We start from the raw sequence: 20,162 nt of genomic DNA on the forward strand, positions 1-20,162 counted from the left end.
TTGCCGACTGACAACACGTCCGCGGAACGGCCGGTATTACAGGTGGCTGTCCAGGAATGCGGTGAGCTGCGACTTCGACAGCGCGCCGACCTTCTGCGCGGCGGCCGCGCCGTTCTTGAACAGGATCAGCGTCGGGATGCCGCGCACGCCGAATTTCGCCGGCGTGGCCTGGTTGTCGTCGACGTTGATCTTCGCGATCTGCAGCTTGTCGCCGTAGTCCTTCGCGACTTCGTCGAGGATCGGGGCGATCATCTTGCACGGGCCGCACCATTCGGCCCAGAAATCGACGAGAACGGGCTTGTCGGACTTGACGACGTCCTGTTCGAACGATGCGTCGCTGATGTGTTTGATCTGTTCGCTCATTGGGTCAATACCTCTTACGGTTCGGGGACTGCCTGCTTGCGCGTTGCGGCGTACCGGCCGCCGTAGGCTGCCGGCCGCTGCGGCAGGTCACTCCGCCTTCCGGAAAGAGGGCGTAAGCGCTGCATGCCGCGGCTCGCGGGTCGTTCGGGCGTCATATTAGCCTAAATTGCTATCTGCTGCGGGCGGCGATAGTAGCCGCTACGCGAGTAGGGGTACGACGCGACGTTCGACCGTCGTGCCACGCAGGTGGAGGCCGGTCCGCGAATTACAAGGGGCGCGCCGCATTCAACGTGTCCGGTTGAACGACGCGCCGGTTTGCCCGGCGAGATTCGCATTGATGCGAACAAACGGTCGCATTCGTCCGGAAGCGGTGATAGAATGTGCCGTGACGGGCCTCCTCGCATGGTGGGGCGGTGAACCTGGTCAGGTCGGGAACGAAGCAGCCACAATCGTTTTCCGCCAGTGCCGAGGGTTGGGCTCGTCACCTTCCTTCTCGCCCCGTTCGCCGGGCGTTTTTTATTTCTGCGTCACACTCCGTTCGACCTGCGCGTTGCCCGCGGTCCGCACCGTTTCGCGTGTCGGCGCGACGCAGCGTTACTGATACAATTTCCCGATGACCTATCAAGTTCTCGCACGCAAGTGGCGTCCGAAGGATTTCGCTTCGCTCGTCGGCCAGGAGCACGTCGTCAGGGCGCTCACGCACGCGCTCGACGGCGGGCGTCTCCATCACGCCTATCTGTTTACCGGAACGCGCGGCGTCGGCAAGACGACGCTGTCGCGGATCTTCGCGAAGGCGCTCAACTGTGAAACCGGCGTCACGTCGCAACCGTGCGGCGTGTGTCGCGCCTGTCGCGAGATCGACGAGGGCCGTTTCGTCGATTACGTCGAGATGGACGCGGCGAGCAACCGCGGCGTCGACGAGATGGCCGCGCTGCTCGAGCGCGCGGTGTACGCGCCCGTCGATGCGCGCTTCAAGGTCTACATGATCGACGAAGTGCACATGCTGACGAACCACGCGTTCAACGCGATGCTGAAGACGCTCGAAGAGCCGCCGCCGCACGTCAAGTTCATCCTCGCGACGACCGATCCGCAGAAAATCCCCGTTACCGTGCTGTCGCGCTGCCTGCAGTTCAACCTGAAGCAGATGCCGGCCGGGCACATCGTGTCGCATCTCGAGCGGATCCTCGGCGAAGAGCGGATCGCGTTCGAGCCGCAGGCGCTGCGCCTGCTCGCGCGCGCCGCGCAGGGCAGCATGCGCGACGCGCTGTCGCTGACCGACCAGGCGATCGCCTATTCGGCGAACGAGGTGACCGAGTCGGCGGTGTCAGGCATGCTCGGCGCGCTCGACCAGACTTACATGGTGCGCCTGCTCGACGCGCTCGCGGCCGGCAGCGGCCCGGAAATCCTCGCGATCGCCGACGAGATGTCGCTGCGCAGCCTGTCGTTCTCGACCGCGCTGCAGGATCTCGCGAGCCTGCTACACCGGATCGCATGGGCGCAGTTCGCGCCGGGCTCGGTGCTCGACGAATGGCCGGAAGCGGCCGACCTGCGTCGTTTTGCGCAGACGCTGAGCCCCGAACAGGTTCAATTGTTCTATCAGATCGCGACCGTCGGGCGCGCCGAACTCGGCCTGGCGCCGGACGAATACGCCGGTTTCACGATGACGCTGCTGCGGATGCTCGCGTTCGAGCCGGCCGTCGGCGCCGGCAGTGCGCCGGGCGGCCAGCCGTCCGTGCCGCCGCGTGCGGTGCCGGCGCCGGCGCCGCGCGCGGCCGCGGCGTCCGCCGCCGCTGCGGCGAAGCCGGTATCGGCCGCGCCCGCTGCCGCAGCACGGCCGCCCGCCGCGGCGCCGGCTGCGCCGGTCGCACGTTCGGCGTCGGCGCAATCAAGCGACGAAGCCGAGCGGCCGGCCGCCAAGCCGGCTGCCGTCCCGTCATCGGCAGAGTCGGCAGCACCGGCAGCGTCCGACGCACCAGCGATCGAGCCGCCGCAGCCGGAAGCGAAGGCGGCGCCCGCAGGCGACATGCCGCCTCCCACGCGCAAGGAACCCGAGCCGCCTGCCGTTGCCGCCGTGCAGCGAAACGACGAACCGGCTCCAGCGGCCGAACCGGCGCCGCGCGCCGCATCGCCCGAGCCCGCCGCCGCGCGGTCGACGGCACGCGCAGGCGGTGCGGCCGCCGCGCTCGACGTGCTGCGCAATGCAGGGATGCGCGTGTCGTCGGACCGCGGCCGCGCAGGCGCTGCCGCCAAGCCGGCGGCAGCCCAGCCGGCTGTCGACAAGCCGGCCGCGCCGCGTCCGGCCGTCCAGGTGCCGACGCCGCGTGCCGTTGCCCGTGCGCCGCAGGCAGCCGATTCGCGTCAGCCGTCGCCGCCTTGGGAAGACATCCCGCCCGACGACTACGTACCGCTCAGCGCCGACGAGATGTTCGGCGGTTCCGACGACGGCTTCGTGCCGGCATTCGACAGCGGTCCCGACGATGTGCGCGTGACGCCGAAGCCGGCGGACGCGCGTCCGGCCGCGCCGATCGACTCGCGCCCGTTGCCGCCGGCGATCGCGCTCGATCCGATCGGCTTCGACGGCGAATGGCCGGCACTGGCCGCGCGGCTGCCGCTGAAGGGTGTCGCGTACCAGCTCGCGTTCAACAGCGAGCTGACGGCCGTCGATGCGACTGCATTGAAATTGTCCGTGCCGGTGCCGCAGTATGCGGACGCCGCGCAGGTGGCGAAGTTGAAGGCGGCATTGGCTGATGCGCTCGGCAAGCCGGTCGAGGTGAGCGTCGAGGTCGGGCCTGCGCGGCGCACCGCGGCGGCGCTCGATGCGGCCGCCCGCGCGGCGCGCCAGCGCGAAGCCGAACAGGAGATTCACGGCGATCCGTTCGTCCAGCAGCTCGTGCGCGAGTTCGGTGCACGCATCGTCGACGGCTCGGTGCGCCCGCTCGCCGATTCGGCGCCGGACGGCGCGCCGCCGACGCTGCATTGAACCGAGCGCCCCGCGACTGGCACAATCACGCCCCGCACACAATGGCCGGCACGCGCCGCGTGCCGGTTTTCACACGATCCAGAAGGAGTATCCCCATGTTGAAAGGCAACCTCGCCGGACTGATGAAGCAAGCGCAGCAAATGCAGGAAAACATGAAGAAGATGCAGGAGCAGCTTGCACTCATCGAAGTCGAAGGGCAGTCGGGCGCCGGCCTCGTCAAGGTGACGATGACGTGCCGCAACGAAGTGCGCCGCGTGTCGATCGACCCGAGCCTGCTCGCGGACGACAAGGACATGCTCGAGGATCTCGTCGCCGCTGCGTTCAACGACGCGGTGCGCAAGGCCGAAGCAACGTCGCAGGAAAAGATGAGCGGGATGACGTCGGGCCTGCCGCTGCCCCCGGGCTTCAAGCTGCCGTTCTGAGCGCAGCGTCCTTGTCACTGTTTGCCGCCGTATGAAACAGCCGTCCGCCTTGTCCGCGCTCGTCGAAGCGTTGCGTGTGCTGCCCGGCGTCGGGCCGAAATCCGCGCAGCGCATGGCGGTTCACCTGATGCAGCACGACCGTGAGGGCGCCGAGCGGCTCGGCCGCTCGCTGCTGTTCGCGACCGAGCACCTGCAGCACTGCGAGAAGTGCAACACGTTCACCGAAGCGCGGATCTGCGAGGTCTGCAGCGACGAGGAGCGTGATCCGACGCTGCTGTGCGTCGTCGAGACGCCTGCCGACCAGATCATGCTCGAGCAGACGATGACCTACCGCGGGCTGTATTTCGTGCTGATGGGGCGACTGAGCCCGCTCGACGGAATCGGCCCGAAGGAAATCCATTTCGACCGCCTCGTGCGGCGCGCGTCCGACGGCGTCGTCAAGGAGGTCGTGCTCGCGACCAACTTCACGAACGAAGGCGAAGCCACCGCCCACTACCTCGGCCAGACGCTCAAGGCGCGCGGGCTGGCGGTTACGCGCCTCGCGCGCGGCGTGCCGGTGGGCGGCGAGCTCGAGTACGTCGACGCGGGCACCATCGCCCGCGCGATGCTCGACCGCCGCACGATGTAAGCCGGGCGCCGCCTGCCGGCGGCGCCGTTCCTCATGCCAGGGAGACACATGAGCGTCAGCCAGGGCCCGCTCGCGGGCGTCAAAGTGCTCGAATTCGGAACGCTGATCGCGGGGCCGTTCGCGTCGCGGCTGTTCGCCGAATTCGGCGCGGAAGTGATCAAGATCGAGGATCCGAACGGCGGCGACCCGCTGCGCAAGTGGCGCAAACTCCACCCGGAGCAGGGCGGCACATCGCTGTGGTGGTCGGTCCAGGCGCGCAACAAGAAATCGGTCACGCTCAATCTGAAAGCCGACGCCGGCAAGGCGATCGCGCGGCAGCTCGCGAGCGAGGCCGACATCGTGATCGAGAATTTCCGTCCGGGCCTGCTCGAAAAGCTCGGGCTCGGCTACGACGTGCTGTCGGCCGACAATCCGGGCCTCGTGATGGTGCGCCTGTCCGGCTACGGGCAGACGGGCCCGTACCGCGATCGGCCCGGCTTCGGCGCGATCGCCGAATCGATGGGCGGGCTGCGCCACATCACCGGCTATCCGGATCTGCCGCCGCCGCGCATCGGCATCTCGATCGGCGATTCGATCGCCGCGCTGCACGGCGTGATCGGTGCGCTGATGGCGCTCCATCACCGCAAGGTCAACGGCGGCGCGGGGCAGGTGGTCGACGTTGCACTGTATGAAGCCGTCTTCAACATGATGGAAAGCGTGGTGCCCGAGTACGGCGTGTACGGGATGGTGCGCGAGCGCACCGGCGCGTCGCTGCCGGGCATCGTGCCGTCGAATACGTATGCATGCCGCGACGGCAGCATCGTGATCGGCGGCAACAGCGATCCGATCTTCAAGCGGCTGATGAAGGCGATCGAGCGCGACGACCTCGCCGACGATCCCGCGCTCGCGCAAAACGACGGGCGCGTGCCGCGCACGCAAGAAATCGACGACGCGATCGCCGCGTGGCTCGCGCCGCGCACGATCGACGAGGCGCTCGCCGTGCTCAACGCGGCCGACGTGCCGGCCGGGCGCATCTACAGCGCCGCCGACATGTTCACCGATCCGCAGTTCGTCGCGCGCCAGATGATCCAGCATTTCAAGCTGGTCGACGGCACCGACATTCCGCTGCCGAACATCACGCCGAAGTTGTCGGACACGCCGGGCGAAACGCGCTGGCTCGGGCCCGCGCTCGGCGAGCACACCGACGAGGTGCTGCGCGGCCTCGGCTACGACGGGCAGGCGATTGCCGCACTGCGCGAGGCGGGCGCGATCTGAGCGCAACCGGTCTGGCGCTTCGCGCCGGGCTTCTCGGCGATGGCATCTCCGAGGAGATTTTCTCCGGGCGGAAAAGCCGGCGGCCCGGCGTTTTCCCCGGTGCGCAGAACGCCGCCGCGCAGCGCGGCGGCGCATCGCGTGCCCATGCGTATACCCGCCCGTCCACGGTGGCCGGACTGTCGCTCTCGCGCCATCTTTCCTCGGTTACAATCGCCGGATGCGAATCCTACTCAGCAACGACGACGGCTATCTCGCCCCCGGTCTCGCCGCGCTCAGCGAAGCGTTGCAGCCGCTGGCCGAGCTTACGGTGATCGCGCCCGAGCAGAACTGCAGCGGCGCGTCGAATTCCCTCACGTTGTCGCGGCCGCTGTCGGTGCAGCGCGCAGCGGGTACGGGTTTCTTCTACGTGAACGGCACGCCGACCGATTCGGTGCACGTCGCGCTGACCGGGATGGCCGATGCGAGGCCGGATATCGTCGTGTCGGGCATCAACAACGGCCAGAACATGGGCGAAGACACGCTCTATTCGGGGACGGTTGCAGCCGCGACCGAAGGCATCATGTTCGGTGTGCCGGCCATCGCGTTCTCGCTGGTCGACAAGGGCTGGGCCCATCTGGCCGACGCCGCGCGCGTCGCCGCGGAAATCGTCGCGCACTACCTCGCGCACCCGCTGCCCGGCCAGCCGCTGCTGAACGTCAATATTCCGAACCTGCCGTACGACCAACTGAAGGGCTGGCAAGTCACGCGCCTCGGCAAGCGTCATCCGTCGCAGCCGGTGATTCGCCAGACCGACCCGCGCGGCGAGCCGATTTACTGGATCGGCGCCGCGGGCGAGGCGCTGGACGCCAGCGAGGGCACCGATTTCCATGCCGTCGCAAACGGTTTCGTGTCGATCACGCCGCTGCAGCTCGATCTCACGCATACGCAGATGCTACCTGCGACGCGCGAATGGGCGCGCGCCGGAGGGCGGGCTTCATGAGCGGCGAGCGCGCGAAGCGGTTCCCGCTCGCGCTCGAAGATCTCAAGCGAGCGCCACGCAAGTCGGAAGGTCGGGCCGGTGAACGTCAGGCGGCGGGCGCGATGTCGAAGGCCGCCGACAAACCCGCAGCCGTGCTGAAACCGGTTGCGGTGAAGCCGGCCGCCGCGCGGGCGCCGCTGCCGGGTGTCGCCGCCGCGAAGCCGGCCACCGCACCGAAGCCGACCGTGCTGAAGCCGGCGCTGCCGAAGCCGGCTGCGCCGAGCGTCGCGCCGGCCGGCGCATTCGCGCTCACGTCGGAACGTGTGCGCGAGCGGATGGTCGAACGCCTGCGCGCGAACGGCGTGACCGATGCGCGCGTGCTGGACGCGATGGCCGCGGTGCCGCGCCACATGTTCGTCGATCCCGGCCTCGCGACACAGGCCTACGAGGATTCGGCACTGCCGATCGGCCACCAGCAGACCATTTCAAAGCCGTCGGTCGTCGCGCGCATGATCGAGCTCGCGATGGCCGGCCGCACGCTCGAGCGCGTGCTCGAGATCGGCACCGGTTGCGGCTATCAGGCCGCCGTGCTGAGCCACGTGGCACGCGACGTGTATTCGATTGAACGCATCAAGCCGCTTTACGAGCGCGCGAAGCTGAACCTGCGGCCGTTGCGCGTGCCGAACATCCGTCTGCACTACGGCGATGGGCGTGTCGGCCTGCCGTCCGCGGCCCCGTTCGACGCGATCGTGATCGCGGCCGCGGGGCTCGACGTGCCGCAGGCGCTGCTCGAGCAGCTCGCGATCGGCGGGCGGCTCGTCGCGCCGGTCGGCGCGCAGAGCGGGCAGCACCAGGTGCTCACGCTCGTCGAGCGCGTCGCGCACGCGCAATGGCGGGAGTCCCGGCTTGATCGCGTTTTCTTTGTCCCTTTAAAATCCGGAGTGATTTGAAACCGATGAGTATGTTGCGCGCGATGCAAAACAACCGATCCAGGGAACCGCTCACGCTCGCCCAGCGCGCGATCTGTGTGGCTGCGTTCTCCACGTTACTGGCCGCCTGTGCGACGCGGCTCGACAACGCGCCCGTCGTCGACCGCTCCGGGTCGCTCGGCACGACCGCCGCCGCACAGCCCGCGGTGCCGCTCGGCCCGCCGCCGCCGGGCTTCTACCGCGTGAAGCCGGGTGACACGCTGTACCGGATCGCACTCGAGAACGGGCAGAACTATCGCGACATCGCGTCGTGGAACAATCTGGCGAACCCGAACCAGATCGAAGTCGACCAGTTGCTGCGCGTGGCGCCGCCGGGCGGCGCTGCGGTCGCGGGCGTACCGGCTGCGGGCGCGCCGGCCACCGCGCCGATCGTCGGCGGTGCGGTCGCGACCGCACCGCTGAGCAGCGGTCCGGCCACGCCGGCCGGCACGTCGTCCGCGCTCGCCGCCACGCCGCCGGCTGCGGCCACGGGCTCGAGCGATACGGCGGCCGCGCCGAGCGGCCCCGTGACGTTCGCATGGCCCGCGCGCGGCCCCGTGCTGAACGGGTTCGACGATGCGAAGAACAAGGGCGTCAATATCGGCGGGACGGCCGGCGAGGCCGTGAAGGCGGCAGCAGACGGCCGCGTCGTTTACTCCGGCAACGGTCTGCGCGGCTACGGCAACCTCATTATCATCAAACACGATGCAACTTACCTCACGGCGTATGCACACAATCGCGCTTTGATGGTAAAAGAGGGGGACGCGGTAACGAAGGGGCAGAAGATCGCCGAGATGGGTAACAGCGATGCCGACCGCGTGATGCTGCATTTCGAGGTTCGCCGACAGGGTAAGCCTGTCGATCCGCTGAAGTATTTGCCGCCTCAATAACCGAGACGACCATGCCGAAATCGAAGCGCCACGAGCCGCAAGCCGAGTCTGAGAAGATCAGTCGTGCCACGCAAGCATCGGTGGGGCGAGTAGCTGCTTCGACGGACGACGAAGACGACGTCGCGGAAAACGAACGTGAGCTCGAGGTACGCGACGGCGAAGCGGACGGTGGCGACGACGAGCGCGAAGGCCGCCCGGAAGCGGCGCCCGACGTCGACGATTTCCGCACGCTGCTGCAGGCCGAGCTCACGGCCGATACGATCCAGCATTACCTGAACCGCATCAGCGTGAAGCCGTTGCTGACCGTCGAGGAAGAGCAGCGCTATTCGCGCCTCGCGAAGGCCGGCGAATTCGAGGCGCGGCAGGTGATGATCGAGCGCAACCTGCGTCTCGTCGTCAGTATCGCGAAGGGGTATCTGAACCGCGGCGTGCCGCTGCTCGACCTGATCGAGGAAGGCAACCTCGGCCTCATGCACGCAATCGAGAAATTCGACCCGACGCGCGGTTTCCGTTTCTCGACCTACGCGACGTGGTGGATCCGGCAGAGCATCGAGCGCGCGATCATGAACCAGGCGCGCACGGTGCGCCTGCCCGTGCACGTGATCCGCGAACTGAATCAAGTGCTGCGCGCGAAGCGCCATCTCGAAAAGAATTCGATGTCGACGGGCGAGGCGGCCGAGCGCCGCGAAGCCAGCATCGACGACATCGCTTATCTCACCGGCAAGACCGCCGAGGAAGTCACCGATATCCTCGCACTCAACGAACACACGGCGTCGCTCGACGCGCCGCTCGACCTCGATCCGGCGAGCAGCCTGCTCGACCTGCTGCCCGACGACCAGAGCCAGTCGCCCGACGCGGAGGTGCAGCACCGCGAGCTCGAAACGTTGACGCGCGCCTGGCTGTCACGGCTGTCCGACAAGCACCGGCACGTGATCGAGCGCCGCTTCGGGCTGAACCACATCGAACCGGCGACGCTCGAGGAGCTGGCCGACGAGATGGGGCTCACGCGCGAGCGCGTGCGGCAGATCCAGCAGGAAGCGCTGGTGCGCCTCAAGCGGTTCTTCGCCTCCAACGGCGTGCGCAAGGACGCCGTTCTGTAACCGATGACTCCGATTCTCGTTTTTGACATCGAGACGATTCCCGATGTCGACGGCATTCGCCGTCTGGAAGACCTGCCTGCGACGCTCGACGATGCCGCGGTGGCCGAACACGCATTCGCCGCCCGCCGCGAGAAGACCGGCAGCGATTTCCTGCCGCACCATCTGCAGCGGATCGCGGCGATCTCGTGCGTGTTCCGCGACAACAACGGTTTTCGCGTGCGCTCCCTCGGGACGCCGCAGGACAGCGAAGCCACGCTGATCCAATCGTTCTACCGCGTGATCGAGAAATACACGCCGCAGCTCGTGTCGTGGAACGGCGGCGGTTTCGATCTGCCGGTCCTCCATTACCGCGCGCTCGTGCACGGCATTCCCGCCACCCGCTACTGGGATCTCGGCGAGGACGACCGCGAATTCAAATGGAACAACTACATCTCGCGCTATCACTCGCGGCATACCGACCTGATGGACGTGCTCGCGATGTATCAGGCGCGCGCCAACGCGCCGCTCGATGCGCTCGCGAAGCTGTGCGGCTTTCCGGGCAAGCTCGGGATGGACGGCAGCCAGGTATGGCCGGCGTTCCAGGACGGGCGGATCGACGAAATCCGCAACTATTGCGAAACCGACGTCGTCAACACCTACCTGCTGTATTGCCGGTTCCAGTTGATGCGCGGCGGCCTGACGCCGAGCGAGTACGCGGACGAGATCCTGCTCGTGAAGAACGCGCTTGCGCAGGAGCCGGCCGCGCACTGGGTCGAATACCTGGCGGGCTTCGACGGATAGCGCGGGCCGCTCGTGCCCGCAACCGGCGCGATCAGGCCAGTTCGAGCAGCACCGGCTGGTGATCGGACGCGCGTACGTTGCCGTCGACTTCGCAGCCGATGACGCGCGGCAACAGCGTGTCGGTCACGAACACGAAATCGCACGCGAGCGGCCCGTCCGCCCATTGCGCCGTATCGTAGACGCCGGCCGTCGGCGGCGGTGTACGACCGGGATGCCGTGCGACCCACGCGTCGACGAAACCCGGCGTGTCGGCAATCGGCTCCAGGAAGCGCCGGTACGCGTCGCCGTCGAATGCACTGTTGAAATCGCCGCAGACGATCGCATCGCGCGGTTGCCCGGTCGCGCTGAAAGGCCCGTCGGCGGTTTCGGCGGGAGCGGGGTGGTTCGCGTGCGCGCAAGCCTCGCGATGCCGGTCGCGCAACGCATCGACCTGCGCGAGCCGCTGGCGCGCCGAGTAATACTCCAGATGCGTGGTGACCACGCGCAATGCCCCGAAGGGCGCCTGCAACTCGACATCGAGCGCGACGCGCGGCATCGACGGCGCGCCGGCGTCGGCCGGCCACGGCAGCGATTGGCGCAGCACGCGCCCGACCGGCAGCCGCGTCGCGATTGCATTGCCGAACTGGCGGCGCGGTGCGCCCGGCCGGACGGCCGGCAGGTCGGCGCCGATGGCGTCGACGATCGTATAGCCGGGCAGCAGCGTCGCGAGTTCGGCGAACTGGTCGGTGCGTGGCCGGCCGGGCAGTGCGTCGAAGCCGCGCGTGACTTCCTGCAGGCACAGCACGTCGAAATCGCCGAGCTGGCGGATGGCCGCGACGGTACGGGAAAGATCGACGACGCCGTCCGCGTCCCGACCCCATTGGATGTTCCAGTCGATCAATCGCATGGTCGAATCTCCTGTTGGGCGGACTGTCGGGGCGTGGGCGTTGCCCCGGCGCGATTTGCGGCCAGGTTCGCCGCAGGTGCATCCCGAAGCCGCATCGCATGGACCGGGCGCACCACAGCGCTGTCCGTGCGCAAGTTCGACGCCTGCCTCATCCAAAGCGCGCGGCGGGGGCCTTCGTCGTCTACAATCTCGCCTTCTTCAACGTTTGTCAGGAAAAGCTGGTGTCCGAAGCCGTCCCCACTTCTGCGCGCAAATCGAAAAACGCGCCCGTCGCGCCCGGGCCCGCCCCGGTTCTCGAGATCGAATCGCTCGACATGGAAGCGCGCGGTGTCGGCCGCACGATGACCGAGGACGGTCAGCCGGGCAAGGTGATCTTCGTCGAAGGCGCGCTGCCGGGCGAGCGCGTGACCTATTCGAGCTATCGCCGCAAGCCGAGCTACGAACAGGCGACGGTAGTCGACATTCTGCGCCCGAGCGTGCTGCGCACGCAGCCGAAGTGCGAATTCTTCGGCACCTGCGGCGGCTGCTCGATGCAGCATCTCGACATGCGCGCGCAGGTGGCGGTCAAGCAGCGCGTGCTCGAAGACAATTTGTGGCATCTGGCGAAGCTGCGTGCGGAAACGATGTTCGCGCCGATCCACGGTCCGTCGTGGGGTTATCGCTACCGAGCGCGCCTGACCGTGCGCAACGTGGCGAAGAAGGGCGGCGTGCTGGTCGGCTTCCACGAGAAGAAGAGCAGCTACGTCGCCGACATGACGAGTTGTGAAGTGCTGCCGCCGCACGTGTCGGCAATGCTCGTGCCGCTGCGCCGGCTCGTCGAAGGGCTGTCGATTCGCGACCGGATGCCGCAGATCGAACTCGCGGTCGGCTCGTCGGTCACCGCGCTCGTGCTGCGCGTGCTGGAGCCGATCAACGCGGACGACGAAGCGCTGCTGCGCGCGTTTGCGGACGAGCACAACGTGCAGTTCTGGCTGCAGCCGAAGGGTCCCGACACGGTGACGCCGTTCTATCCGCTCGACGTCTCGCTCGATTACACGCTGCCGGAATTCGGCATCCGCATGCCGTTCAAGCCGACGGACTTCACGCAGGTCAACCACCAGATCAACCGCGTGCTGGTGGGGCGGGCGCTGCGCCTGCTCGCGCCGTCGCGCGACGATCGCGTGCTCGACCTCTTCTGCGGGATCGGCAACTTCACGCTGCCGCTTGCGCGGCTGTCGCGCGAAGTGATGGGCATCGAGGGCAGCGACACGCTGACCACGCGCGCGCTGGCGAACGCACGCGAGAACGGTGTCGACGGCCACACGACGTTCGCGTGCCGGAACCTGTTCGAAGTGACGGGCGACGACCTCCGCGCACTCGGCGCCTTCGACAAGTTCCTGATCGACCCGCCGCGCGAAGGCGCGCTCGCGGTATCGAAGGCGCTGGCCGAGATCGCGCAGAGTGGCACAGGCCCGCTGCCGAAGCGCATCGTCTACGTGTCGTGCAACCCGTCGACGCTCGCGCGCGATGCGGGCCTGCTCGTGCACGAGGCCGGTTACCGGCTGAAGGGCGCCGGCGTCGTGAACATGTTCCCGAATACGTCGCACGTCGAATCGATCGCGCTGTTCGAGCGCGACTGAGCCGGGCGCCGGACGTAAAAAAAACCGGCCCGAGGGCCGGTTTTTTCATGGTGCGCCGCGAACGTCAGTTGCGGTTGCCGCCGAAGATGCCGAGCAGCGCGAGCAGGTTCGTGAACACGTTGTACAGGTCGAGGTAGATCGCGAGCGTGGCCGAGATGTAGTTCGTCTCGCCGCCGTTCACGACGCGCTGGACGTCGAACAGCATGTAAGCCGAGAAGATCGCGATCGCGAGCACCGACACGGTGAGCATCAGCGCCGGCAGTTGCAGGAAGATGTTCGCGACCGACGCGAGCAGGATCACGATCACGCCCATGAACAGCCACTTGCCGAGCCCGGAGAAGTCGCGCTTGCTGACGGTGGCGATCGTCGCCATCGCGGCGAAGATGATGCCGGTGCCGCCGAACGCGAGCATGATCAGCGACGGGCCGTTCGAGAAGCCGAGGATGAAGCTCAGCAGCCGCGACAGCATCAGGCCCATGAAGAACGTGAAGCCGAGCAGCACGAACACGCCGGCCGCGCTGTTCTTGGTCCGCTCGATCGCGAACATGAAGCCGAACGCGATCGCGAAGAACGCGAGCAGGCTCATCATCGGGCTCGTGGCCGCGAACAGCGAGAAGCCCGTCGCGACGCCGACCCAGGCGCCCAGCACGGTCGGCACCATCGACAGCGCGAGCAGCCAGTACGTGTTCCGCAGCACGCGGTTGCGCACCGCGGCGGTGCTGACGGAACCGCCGCGGCCGAAATTGTACGGATAGTCGTTCATGGTTTCTCCTAACATTGAACGCGTGGGCGTCCGGGGCCGGTCCGGCGCGCGGGATGTGCGGCGCAGCAAACCGGGGCAGCTATGGCTAAGATACGTTCCGTGCCGCGAGGTTTCAATGGATCGACGGCACAAAACATATGGATTCTGAACCTTTCATTCGTGTAAGGGTTCAATCGCAATGATACACGGGATCGTGCTACAATAGCGGATTCATTTGAACCTGTAACTTCTTAATTTTTTGGAGTTTTTATGGCAATCGAGCGCACCCTGTCGATCATCAAGCCGGATGCGGTGGCAAAGAACGTGATCGGCCAGATCTACAGCCGTTTCGAAGGCGCCGGCCTGAAGATCGTCGCAGCGCGCATGGCGCACCTGTCGCGTGCCGACGCAGAGAAGTTCTACGCAGTTCACGCAGCGCGTCCGTTTTTCAAGGACCTCGTCGATTTCATGATCTCGGGCCCGGTGATGATCCAGGTTCTGGAAGGTGAAGGCGCGATCCTGAAGAACCGCGACCTGATGGGCGCAACGGATCCGAAGAAGGCGGAAAAGGGCACGATCCGCGCCGACTTCGCCGACAGCATCGACGCGAACGCCGTGCACGGCTCGGACGCTGCGGAAACGGCAGCGATCGAAATCGCGTTCTTCTTCCCGGAAATGAACGTTTACTCGCGTTAAGCCCTGGCTGACAGCAAGTAGGCAGGATTCAGCGCACGCGGCAAGGCAGCACATCATGACGAGCGAAACTTCCGTCAATCTTCTCGACTTCGACGCCGAGGGTCTTGTCGCGTACTGCGGCAGCCTGGGCGAGAAGCCGTTCCGCGCCAAGCAGTTGCAGCGCTGGATCCACCAGTACAACGCCGGCGATTTCGACGGCATGACCGATCTCGCGAAGTCCCTGAGGGAGAAGCTCAAGGGCCGCGCATCGATCGTGATGCCGGACATCGTCAGCGATCACGTTTCCACCGACGGCACGCGCAAGTGGCTGATCGACGTCGGAAACGGCAATGCGGTCGAAACCGTGTTCATCCCGGAGGAGACGCGCGGCACGCTGTGCGTGTCGTCGCAGGCCGGGTGCGCGGTGAACTGCCGCTTCTGCTCGACGGGCAAGCAGGGCTTCTCCCGCAACCTGTCGACAGCCGAAATCGTCGGCCAGCTCCGGATGGCCGAATTTGCATTGCGAGCGTCGCTGGGCCGCGCGCCCGGTCCGAACGGCAAGGCCGAACGGGTCGTGACCAACGTGGTGATGATGGGCATGGGCGAGCCGCTCCTGAATTACAGTGCGGTCGTGCCCGCGATGCGGTTGATGCTCGACGACAACGCGTACGGCCTGTCGCGCCGTCGCGTCACGCTGTCGACGTCCGGCGTGGTGCCGATGATGGACCGCCTCGGCGCCGAGTTGCCGGTCGCGCTGGCCGTTTCGCTGCATGCGCCGAACGATGCGCTGCGCGACGAGCTGGTGCCGCTCAACAAGAAGTATCCGCTTCGCGAGCTGATGGCTGCGTGCCAGCGCTATCTGCAAGTCGCGCCGCGCGACTTCATCACGTTCGAATACTGCATGCTCGACGGCGTCAACGACACCGAAGCGCATGCGCGCGAACTGCTGGCCGTCACGCGCGACGTGCCGTGCAAGTTCAACCTGATCCCGTTCAATCCGTTTCCGGAATCGGGCCTCATCCGCTCGAAGCCGGAGCAGATCAAGCGCTTTGCGCAGATCCTCATCGACGCGGGTGTCGTCACGACCGTGCGCAAGACGCGCGGCGACGACATCGACGCCGCGTGCGGGCAACTGGCCGGCGCGGTGAAGGATCGTACACGCCTCGCGGAACGAACGGGCGCAGCAGGAAAAATCATCGAAGTTCGGGCAGTTTGACGGGGGCGCCTGGCCGGGGTGCCCGAACCCTTTGGCGGTGCAACACGCGAATAGCGATCGGTCGCGGCGCCTCGGCGCCGCGCATGGCATGAACCGTTGCGGATGCCGGCCGGCAGGAGCCGGCGGCAGCCGCCAGTGAAGAAGAATCGACGCGAGGACAAGGATGAGTGAGCCGCAGCCGTCTAACGGCGCAGAGACGAATGCCGCGAAGCCGGCACCGGCGGGACTGGAATCGCTGGCGGCGGTCGGCAGCCGGCTGGCGCAGCTTCGGGAGGCGAAGGGCTGGTCGGTCGACGACGTGTCGGCGCGACTCAAGGTCGCTCCGCAAAAGCTCCGGGCGCTCGAGGCCGGCGACATCAGCCATTTGCCCGGCGTGACGTTCGCGCTCGGGGTCGTGCGCAGCTACGCGAAGATGCTCGGCGTCGATCCGGAACCGTTCGCGCAGGCGTTGCGCCGCGAGCGCGGGGTGCCGGAAGTCGACCTGTCGATGCCTGCGTCGTCGGGCACGGATCTGCCGCGCGGCCGCGTGTCGATTCCGCTGGGCGGCTCGTCGCGCCACCATCCGTGGCTGTGGGGAACGGGGATCGTCATCGTCGCGGTGGTCGCCGTACTGATGTGGCACACTGGCGGCGATTCGTCGAGTCTGCTCGCACGCTTGAAGGGCAGCGACGCCGAACATGCATCGGCCGCGAGCGCGGCGGCGGCATCGTCGTCCGCCGAAGAAGCGGCCGCGAATGGCGCGTCGGCGGCGGTTGCGAATGAGGTTCCGGCCCCGGCTGCCGCATCGGCTGCCCCGGCGCAGCCGATCGCGTCGGCTGTCCCGGCGCCCGCGGCCCCGGTCGCGACGGTTGCCGCATCGCAGCCCGTGGCGGCAACGGCGGCGGCAAGCACGGCCGCGCCGGCCGAGCCGGCGAGCGTCGTGGTGGCGGCAGGCCAGTCGATGGTCGAACTGAAGGTCAAGCAGGATTGCTGGTTCAGCGTGCGCGACAAGAACGGCAAGGAGCTGTTCTCGGCGCTGGTGCGCGCCGGCGAAACGAAGCAGGTTGCCGGTGACGGGCCGTTCAAGGTCACGATCGGCAACAAGGCCGGTCTCGACGCGGTTGCGTTCGACGGAAAACCGGTCGATCCGGCAAAATATTCGGCAGCGCGGGGTAACGTGGCGCGGTTCACGTTGCCCTGATGTCAAGCGCCGTGGCGAAGGCTTGCCGTCGATATCGGCAGGCCGTGAGGGCACGGCGCTTTTTCAATTCATGCGCCGTGTCGCGGCGCATTCCGCGTAAATGGATCTATCGATGCAATCCGAAGCTCAATCCCCACGCAGCAGTCAGATTTGTTCAACCGAACCGGTGTTCGGCGGGCATCAGCCGCGCCGTGTATCGCATGCGGTGGATGTCCGCTGGGGCGGGCAACTCGTGACGATCGGCGGCGACGCGCCGGTGCGCGTGCAGTCGATGACGAATACCGACACGGCCGATGCGATCGGTACGGCGATCCAGATCAAGGAACTCGCGAACGCGGGCTCCGAACTGGTGCGCATCACGGTCAACACACCCGAAGCCGCGGCCGCCGTGCCGGCGATTCGCGAGCAACTCGACCGGATGGGCGTGACCGTGCCGCTCGTCGGCGATTTCCACTACAACGGCCACCTGCTGCTGCGCGACTACCCGGGCTGCGCGGAGTCGCTGTCGAAGTACCGGATCAACCCCGGCAACGTCGGTCAGGGCGCGAAGCGCGACACGCAGTTCGCGCAGATGATCGAGGCGGCGGCGAAGTACGACAAGCCGGTGCGGATCGGCGTGAACTGGGGCAGCCTCGACCAGGACCTGCTCGCGCGCATGATGGACGAAAACGGCGCGCGCGCGCAGCCGTGGGACGCGCAGAGCGTGATGTACGAGGCGCTGATCCAGTCGGCGATCGGCTCGGCCGAACGCGCGGTGGAGCTGGGCCTCGGCCGCGACCGCATCGTGCTGTCGTGCAAGGTCAGCGGCGTGCAGGACCTGATCGCCGTGTACCGCGAACTCGGCCGCCGCTGCGGCTTCGCGCTGCACCTCGGGCTGACCGAGGCCGGCATGGGCTCGAAGGGGATCGTCGCGTCGACGGCGGCGCTCGGCGTGCTGCTGCAGGAAGGGATCGGCGACACGATCCGCATCTCGCTGACGCCGGAGCCGGGCGCGCCGCGTACGGGCGAAGTGATCGTCGGCCAGGAAATCCTCCAGACGATGGGCCTGCGCTCGTTCGCGCCGATGGTGATCGCGTGCCCGGGCTGCGGCCGCACGACGAGCACGCTGTTCCAGGAACTCGCGATGCAGATCCAGACCTACCTGCGCGAGCAGATGCCGGTCTGGCGCAAGGAATATCCGGGCGTCGAGAAGATGAACGTCGCGGTGATGGGCTGCATCGTCAACGGCCCGGGCGAATCGAAGCACGCGAACATCGGCATCAGCCTGCCGGGGTCGGGCGAGAACCCGGCCGCGCCCGTCTTCATCGACGGCGAGAAGGTCAAGACGCTGCGCGGCGAGCGGATCGCCGAGGAATTCCAGCAGATCGTCAGCGACTACGTCGCACGCAATTACGGCCGCACCGAGGCCCTGAACTAATTCGTCCACACACACGAACGATGACTGAACAGAAACGCAAGATCGAGAAGCTCACCGGCGTCAAAGGCATGAACGACATCCTTCCGCAGGATGCCGGCCTGTGGGAATTCTTCGAAGCTACCGTGAAATCGCTGCTGCGCGCGTACGGCTACCAGAACATCCGCACGCCGATCGTCGAACATACGCAGCTCTTCACGCGCGGCATCGGCGAAGTCACCGACATCGTCGAGAAGGAGATGTACAGCTTCACCGACGCGCTGAACGGCGAGAACCTGACGATGCGCCCGGAAAACACCGCGGCGGTCGTGCGCGCATCGATCGAGCACAACATGCTGTACGACGGCCCGAAGCGCCTGTGGTACATCGGCCCGATGTTCCGTCACGAGCGTCCGCAGCGCGGCCGCTATCGCCAGTTTCACCAGGTCGGCGTCGAGGCGCTCGGCTTCGCGGGTCCCGATGCGGATGCCGAGATCATCATGATGTGCCAGCGCCTGTGGGACGACCTCGGCTTGACCGGCATCAAGCTCGAGATCAATTCGCTCGGCCTTGCCGAGGAGCGCGCCGCGCACCGCGTCGAGCTGATCAAGTACCTCGAGCAGTTCGCGGACGTGCTCGACGAGGACGCAAAGCGCCGCCTGTATACGAACCCGCTGCGCGTGCTCGACACGAAGAATCCCGCGCTGCAGGAAATCGCGCAGAACGCGCCGAAGCTGATCGACTTCCTCGGCGACGAATCGCGTGCGCACTTCGAAGGGCTGCAGCGCCTGCTGCTCGCGAACAACATTCCGTTCAAGATCAACCCGCGTCTCGTGCGCGGCCTCGATTACTACAACCTGACCGTGTTCGAATGGGTGACCGACAAGCTCGGCGCGCAGGGCACGGTCGCGGCCGGCGGCCGCTACGATCCGCTGATCGAGCAGCTCGGCGGCAAGCCGACCGCCGCGTGCGGCTGGGCGATGGGCATCGAGCGCATCCTCGAGCTGTTGAAGGAGGAGGATCTGGCGCCCGAGCAGGAAGGCGTCGACGTGTATGTGGTGCATCAGGGCGAAACCGCGCGCGAACAGGCGTTCATCGCGGCCGAACGCCTGCGCGACACGGGCCTCGACGTGATCTTCCACTGCAGCGCCGACGGCGCGCCGGCGAGTTTCAAGTCGCAGATGAAGCGGGCCGATGCAAGCGGCGCCGCGTTCGCGGTGATCTTCGGCGAAGAAGAGGTCGCGAACGGCACGGTGGGCGTGAAAGCGTTGCGCGGCGCGGGTGCGGAAGGGGAAAAGAACGTTCAGCAGACCGTACCGGTCGAAAGCTTGACCGAATTCCTAATCAATGCGATGGTTGCATCCGCCGAAGACGGCGACGACTGATCGCGCTCGCATTCGCTCGACAAGAAAAGCCTGAACAGGAAGGAATCGCTCGCCGATGAGTTATCACGACGAACAAGAATCGATTGAAAATCTCAAGGCGTGGTGGGCCCGCTGGGGCAACCTCACCACGTGGATCGTGCTCGCGGCGCTCGTCGTCGCGGCCGGTTTCAACGGCTGGAACTATTGGCAGCGCCGTCAGGCTGCCGAGGCGTCCGGGCTGTACGAGCAAGTCCAGAAGGCTGCCGCCGCGAACGACAAGGCAACGATGGCCCGCGCGGCTGCCGACATGGAAGACAAGTTCGGCAGCACGCCGTATGCGCAGATGACGGCGCTTGCGGCCGCGAAGACGCTGTATGCGGCCGGCGACGCGGCAGGCGCGAAGGCGCAACTGCAATGGGCCGTCGATCATGCCAAGGACGACGAGTACAAGCAGATCGCGAAGCTGCGCCTCGCGTCGCTGCTGCTCGACGAGAAGGCGTACGATGCAGGCCTCGCGCTGCTCTCGGGTACGCCGGTCGATGCATTCAAGGGCCTCGTGGCCGATCGTCGCGGCGATCTGCTGGCCGCGCAAGGCAAGACCGACGATGCGCGCGCGGCTTACAAGCTCGCGCTCGACGGCCTGTCGAAGGACGACCAGTCCGCGCGCCAGCTCGTGCAGTTCAAGCTGGACGCGCTCGGCGGCTGAATCCCGGTCCCCTCAACCTCTTAACTCTGCTTCGCTAA

General features: G+C 66.9%; 19 protein-coding genes and 1 other RNA gene. 17 read left to right on the forward strand and 3 right to left on the reverse strand.

The genetic code is table 11. From position 1 onward, the window contains the following. Nucleotides 1-36: 36 nt before the first annotated feature. Nucleotides 37-363, reverse strand: coding sequence for a thioredoxin TrxA (trxA, locus tag WT53_RS18440; protein WP_006402348.1), 327 nt, complete (start codon nucleotides 361-363; stop codon nucleotides 37-39). 387 nt (nucleotides 364-750) lie between these two features. Here trxA and ffs point away from each other — a divergent pair. The 10 genes from ffs (at nucleotide 751) to WT53_RS18495 (ending at nucleotide 10,343) form a co-directional block, all read left to right on the forward strand. Then, nucleotides 751-849, forward strand: an RNA gene (gene ffs / locus WT53_RS18450) — signal recognition particle sRNA small type. A 127-nt stretch (nucleotides 850-976) separates the two neighbouring features. Then, entirely contained in the window at nucleotides 977-3,343 is a 2,367-nt protein-coding gene (locus WT53_RS18455; RefSeq protein ID WP_034207453.1) for a DNA polymerase III subunit gamma/tau, read from the forward strand. A gap of 95 nt (nucleotides 3,344-3,438) precedes the next feature. Continuing rightward, entirely contained in the window at nucleotides 3,439-3,765 is a 327-nt protein-coding gene (locus WT53_RS18460; RefSeq protein ID WP_006482124.1) for a YbaB/EbfC family nucleoid-associated protein, read from the forward strand. Between the two features lie 31 nt (nucleotides 3,766-3,796). Beyond that, a complete protein-coding gene (gene recR, locus WT53_RS18465; protein WP_034207452.1) occupies nucleotides 3,797-4,393 on the forward strand; it encodes a recombination mediator RecR in 597 nt (198 codons plus the stop codon). Nucleotides 4,394-4,441: 48 nt separating this feature from the next. Then, entirely contained in the window at nucleotides 4,442-5,647 is a 1,206-nt protein-coding gene (locus tag WT53_RS18470) for a CaiB/BaiF CoA-transferase family protein (protein ID WP_034207451.1), read from the forward strand. Between the two features lie 217 nt (nucleotides 5,648-5,864). Continuing rightward, a complete protein-coding gene (gene surE, locus WT53_RS18475) occupies nucleotides 5,865-6,626 on the forward strand; it encodes a 5'/3'-nucleotidase SurE (protein WP_034207450.1) in 762 nt (253 codons plus the stop codon). Then, nucleotides 6,623-7,555, forward strand: coding sequence for a protein-L-isoaspartate(D-aspartate) O-methyltransferase (locus tag WT53_RS18480; protein ID WP_034207919.1), 933 nt, complete (start codon nucleotides 6,623-6,625; stop codon nucleotides 7,553-7,555). Before surE ends, WT53_RS18480 begins: the two co-directional genes overlap by 4 nt. Nucleotides 7,556-7,560: 5 nt before the next feature. After that, nucleotides 7,561-8,463 carry a peptidoglycan DD-metalloendopeptidase family protein gene (locus tag WT53_RS18485; RefSeq protein ID WP_034207449.1) on the forward strand — a complete coding sequence of 301 codons (903 nt, stop codon included), beginning with the start codon at nucleotides 7,561-7,563 and terminating at the stop codon, nucleotides 8,461-8,463. A gap of 11 nt (nucleotides 8,464-8,474) precedes the next feature. After that, nucleotides 8,475-9,563, forward strand: coding sequence for an RNA polymerase sigma factor RpoS (gene rpoS / locus WT53_RS18490; protein ID WP_034207448.1), 1,089 nt, complete (start codon nucleotides 8,475-8,477; stop codon nucleotides 9,561-9,563). Nucleotides 9,564-9,566: 3 nt separating this feature from the next. Next, complete coding sequence (locus WT53_RS18495) at nucleotides 9,567-10,343, forward strand: 3'-5' exonuclease (protein ID WP_034207447.1); 777 nt, start codon at nucleotides 9,567-9,569, stop codon at nucleotides 10,341-10,343. Between the two features lie 31 nt (nucleotides 10,344-10,374). Here the strand turns inward: WT53_RS18495 and WT53_RS18500 are convergent, their stop codons facing one another. After that, on the reverse strand, nucleotides 10,375-11,229 hold the full coding sequence (locus tag WT53_RS18500) for an endonuclease/exonuclease/phosphatase family protein (RefSeq protein WP_034207446.1): 855 nt from the start codon (nucleotides 11,227-11,229) through the stop codon (nucleotides 10,375-10,377). A gap of 221 nt (nucleotides 11,230-11,450) precedes the next feature. Here WT53_RS18500 and rlmD point away from each other — a divergent pair, with 221 nt between their 5' ends. Then, the gene (gene rlmD, locus WT53_RS18505; protein WP_080747776.1) at nucleotides 11,451-12,848 is read left to right on the forward strand and encodes a 23S rRNA (uracil(1939)-C(5))-methyltransferase RlmD; all 1,398 of its coding nucleotides are present in this window, start codon (nucleotides 11,451-11,453) and stop codon (nucleotides 12,846-12,848) included. A gap of 64 nt (nucleotides 12,849-12,912) precedes the next feature. Here the strand turns inward: rlmD and WT53_RS18510 are convergent, their stop codons facing one another. Continuing rightward, the gene (locus WT53_RS18510) at nucleotides 12,913-13,611 is read right to left on the reverse strand and encodes a Bax inhibitor-1/YccA family protein (RefSeq protein WP_034207445.1); all 699 of its coding nucleotides are present in this window, start codon (nucleotides 13,609-13,611) and stop codon (nucleotides 12,913-12,915) included. A 249-nt stretch (nucleotides 13,612-13,860) separates the two neighbouring features. Between WT53_RS18510 and ndk the strand changes: the two genes are divergently transcribed. From ndk to WT53_RS18540, 6 genes are all read left to right on the forward strand, one after another. After that, nucleotides 13,861-14,286 (forward strand): nucleoside-diphosphate kinase, encoded by a 426-nt coding sequence (ndk, locus tag WT53_RS18515; protein WP_034207444.1) that lies wholly within the window; start codon nucleotides 13,861-13,863, stop codon nucleotides 14,284-14,286. 55 nt (nucleotides 14,287-14,341) lie between these two features. Next, complete coding sequence (gene rlmN, locus WT53_RS18520; protein WP_034207443.1) at nucleotides 14,342-15,481, forward strand: 23S rRNA (adenine(2503)-C(2))-methyltransferase RlmN; 1,140 nt, start codon at nucleotides 14,342-14,344, stop codon at nucleotides 15,479-15,481. Nucleotides 15,482-15,644: 163 nt separating this feature from the next. Next, a complete protein-coding gene (locus WT53_RS18525) occupies nucleotides 15,645-16,661 on the forward strand; it encodes a helix-turn-helix domain-containing protein (protein ID WP_034207442.1) in 1,017 nt (338 codons plus the stop codon). Nucleotides 16,662-16,773: 112 nt separating this feature from the next. Beyond that, nucleotides 16,774-18,078 (forward strand): flavodoxin-dependent (E)-4-hydroxy-3-methylbut-2-enyl-diphosphate synthase, encoded by a 1,305-nt coding sequence (ispG, locus tag WT53_RS18530; protein WP_034207441.1) that lies wholly within the window; start codon nucleotides 16,774-16,776, stop codon nucleotides 18,076-18,078. A gap of 20 nt (nucleotides 18,079-18,098) precedes the next feature. Beyond that, entirely contained in the window at nucleotides 18,099-19,439 is a 1,341-nt protein-coding gene (gene hisS / locus WT53_RS18535; protein ID WP_034207440.1) for a histidine--tRNA ligase, read from the forward strand. 55 nt (nucleotides 19,440-19,494) lie between these two features. After that, complete coding sequence (locus tag WT53_RS18540; RefSeq protein ID WP_059504921.1) at nucleotides 19,495-20,124, forward strand: tetratricopeptide repeat protein; 630 nt, start codon at nucleotides 19,495-19,497, stop codon at nucleotides 20,122-20,124. Nucleotides 20,125-20,162: the final 38 nt, after the last annotated feature.

Source organism: Burkholderia sp. MSMB2157WGS, from assembly GCF_001532755.1.
Lineage (GTDB): Bacteria > Pseudomonadota > Gammaproteobacteria > Burkholderiales > Burkholderiaceae > Burkholderia.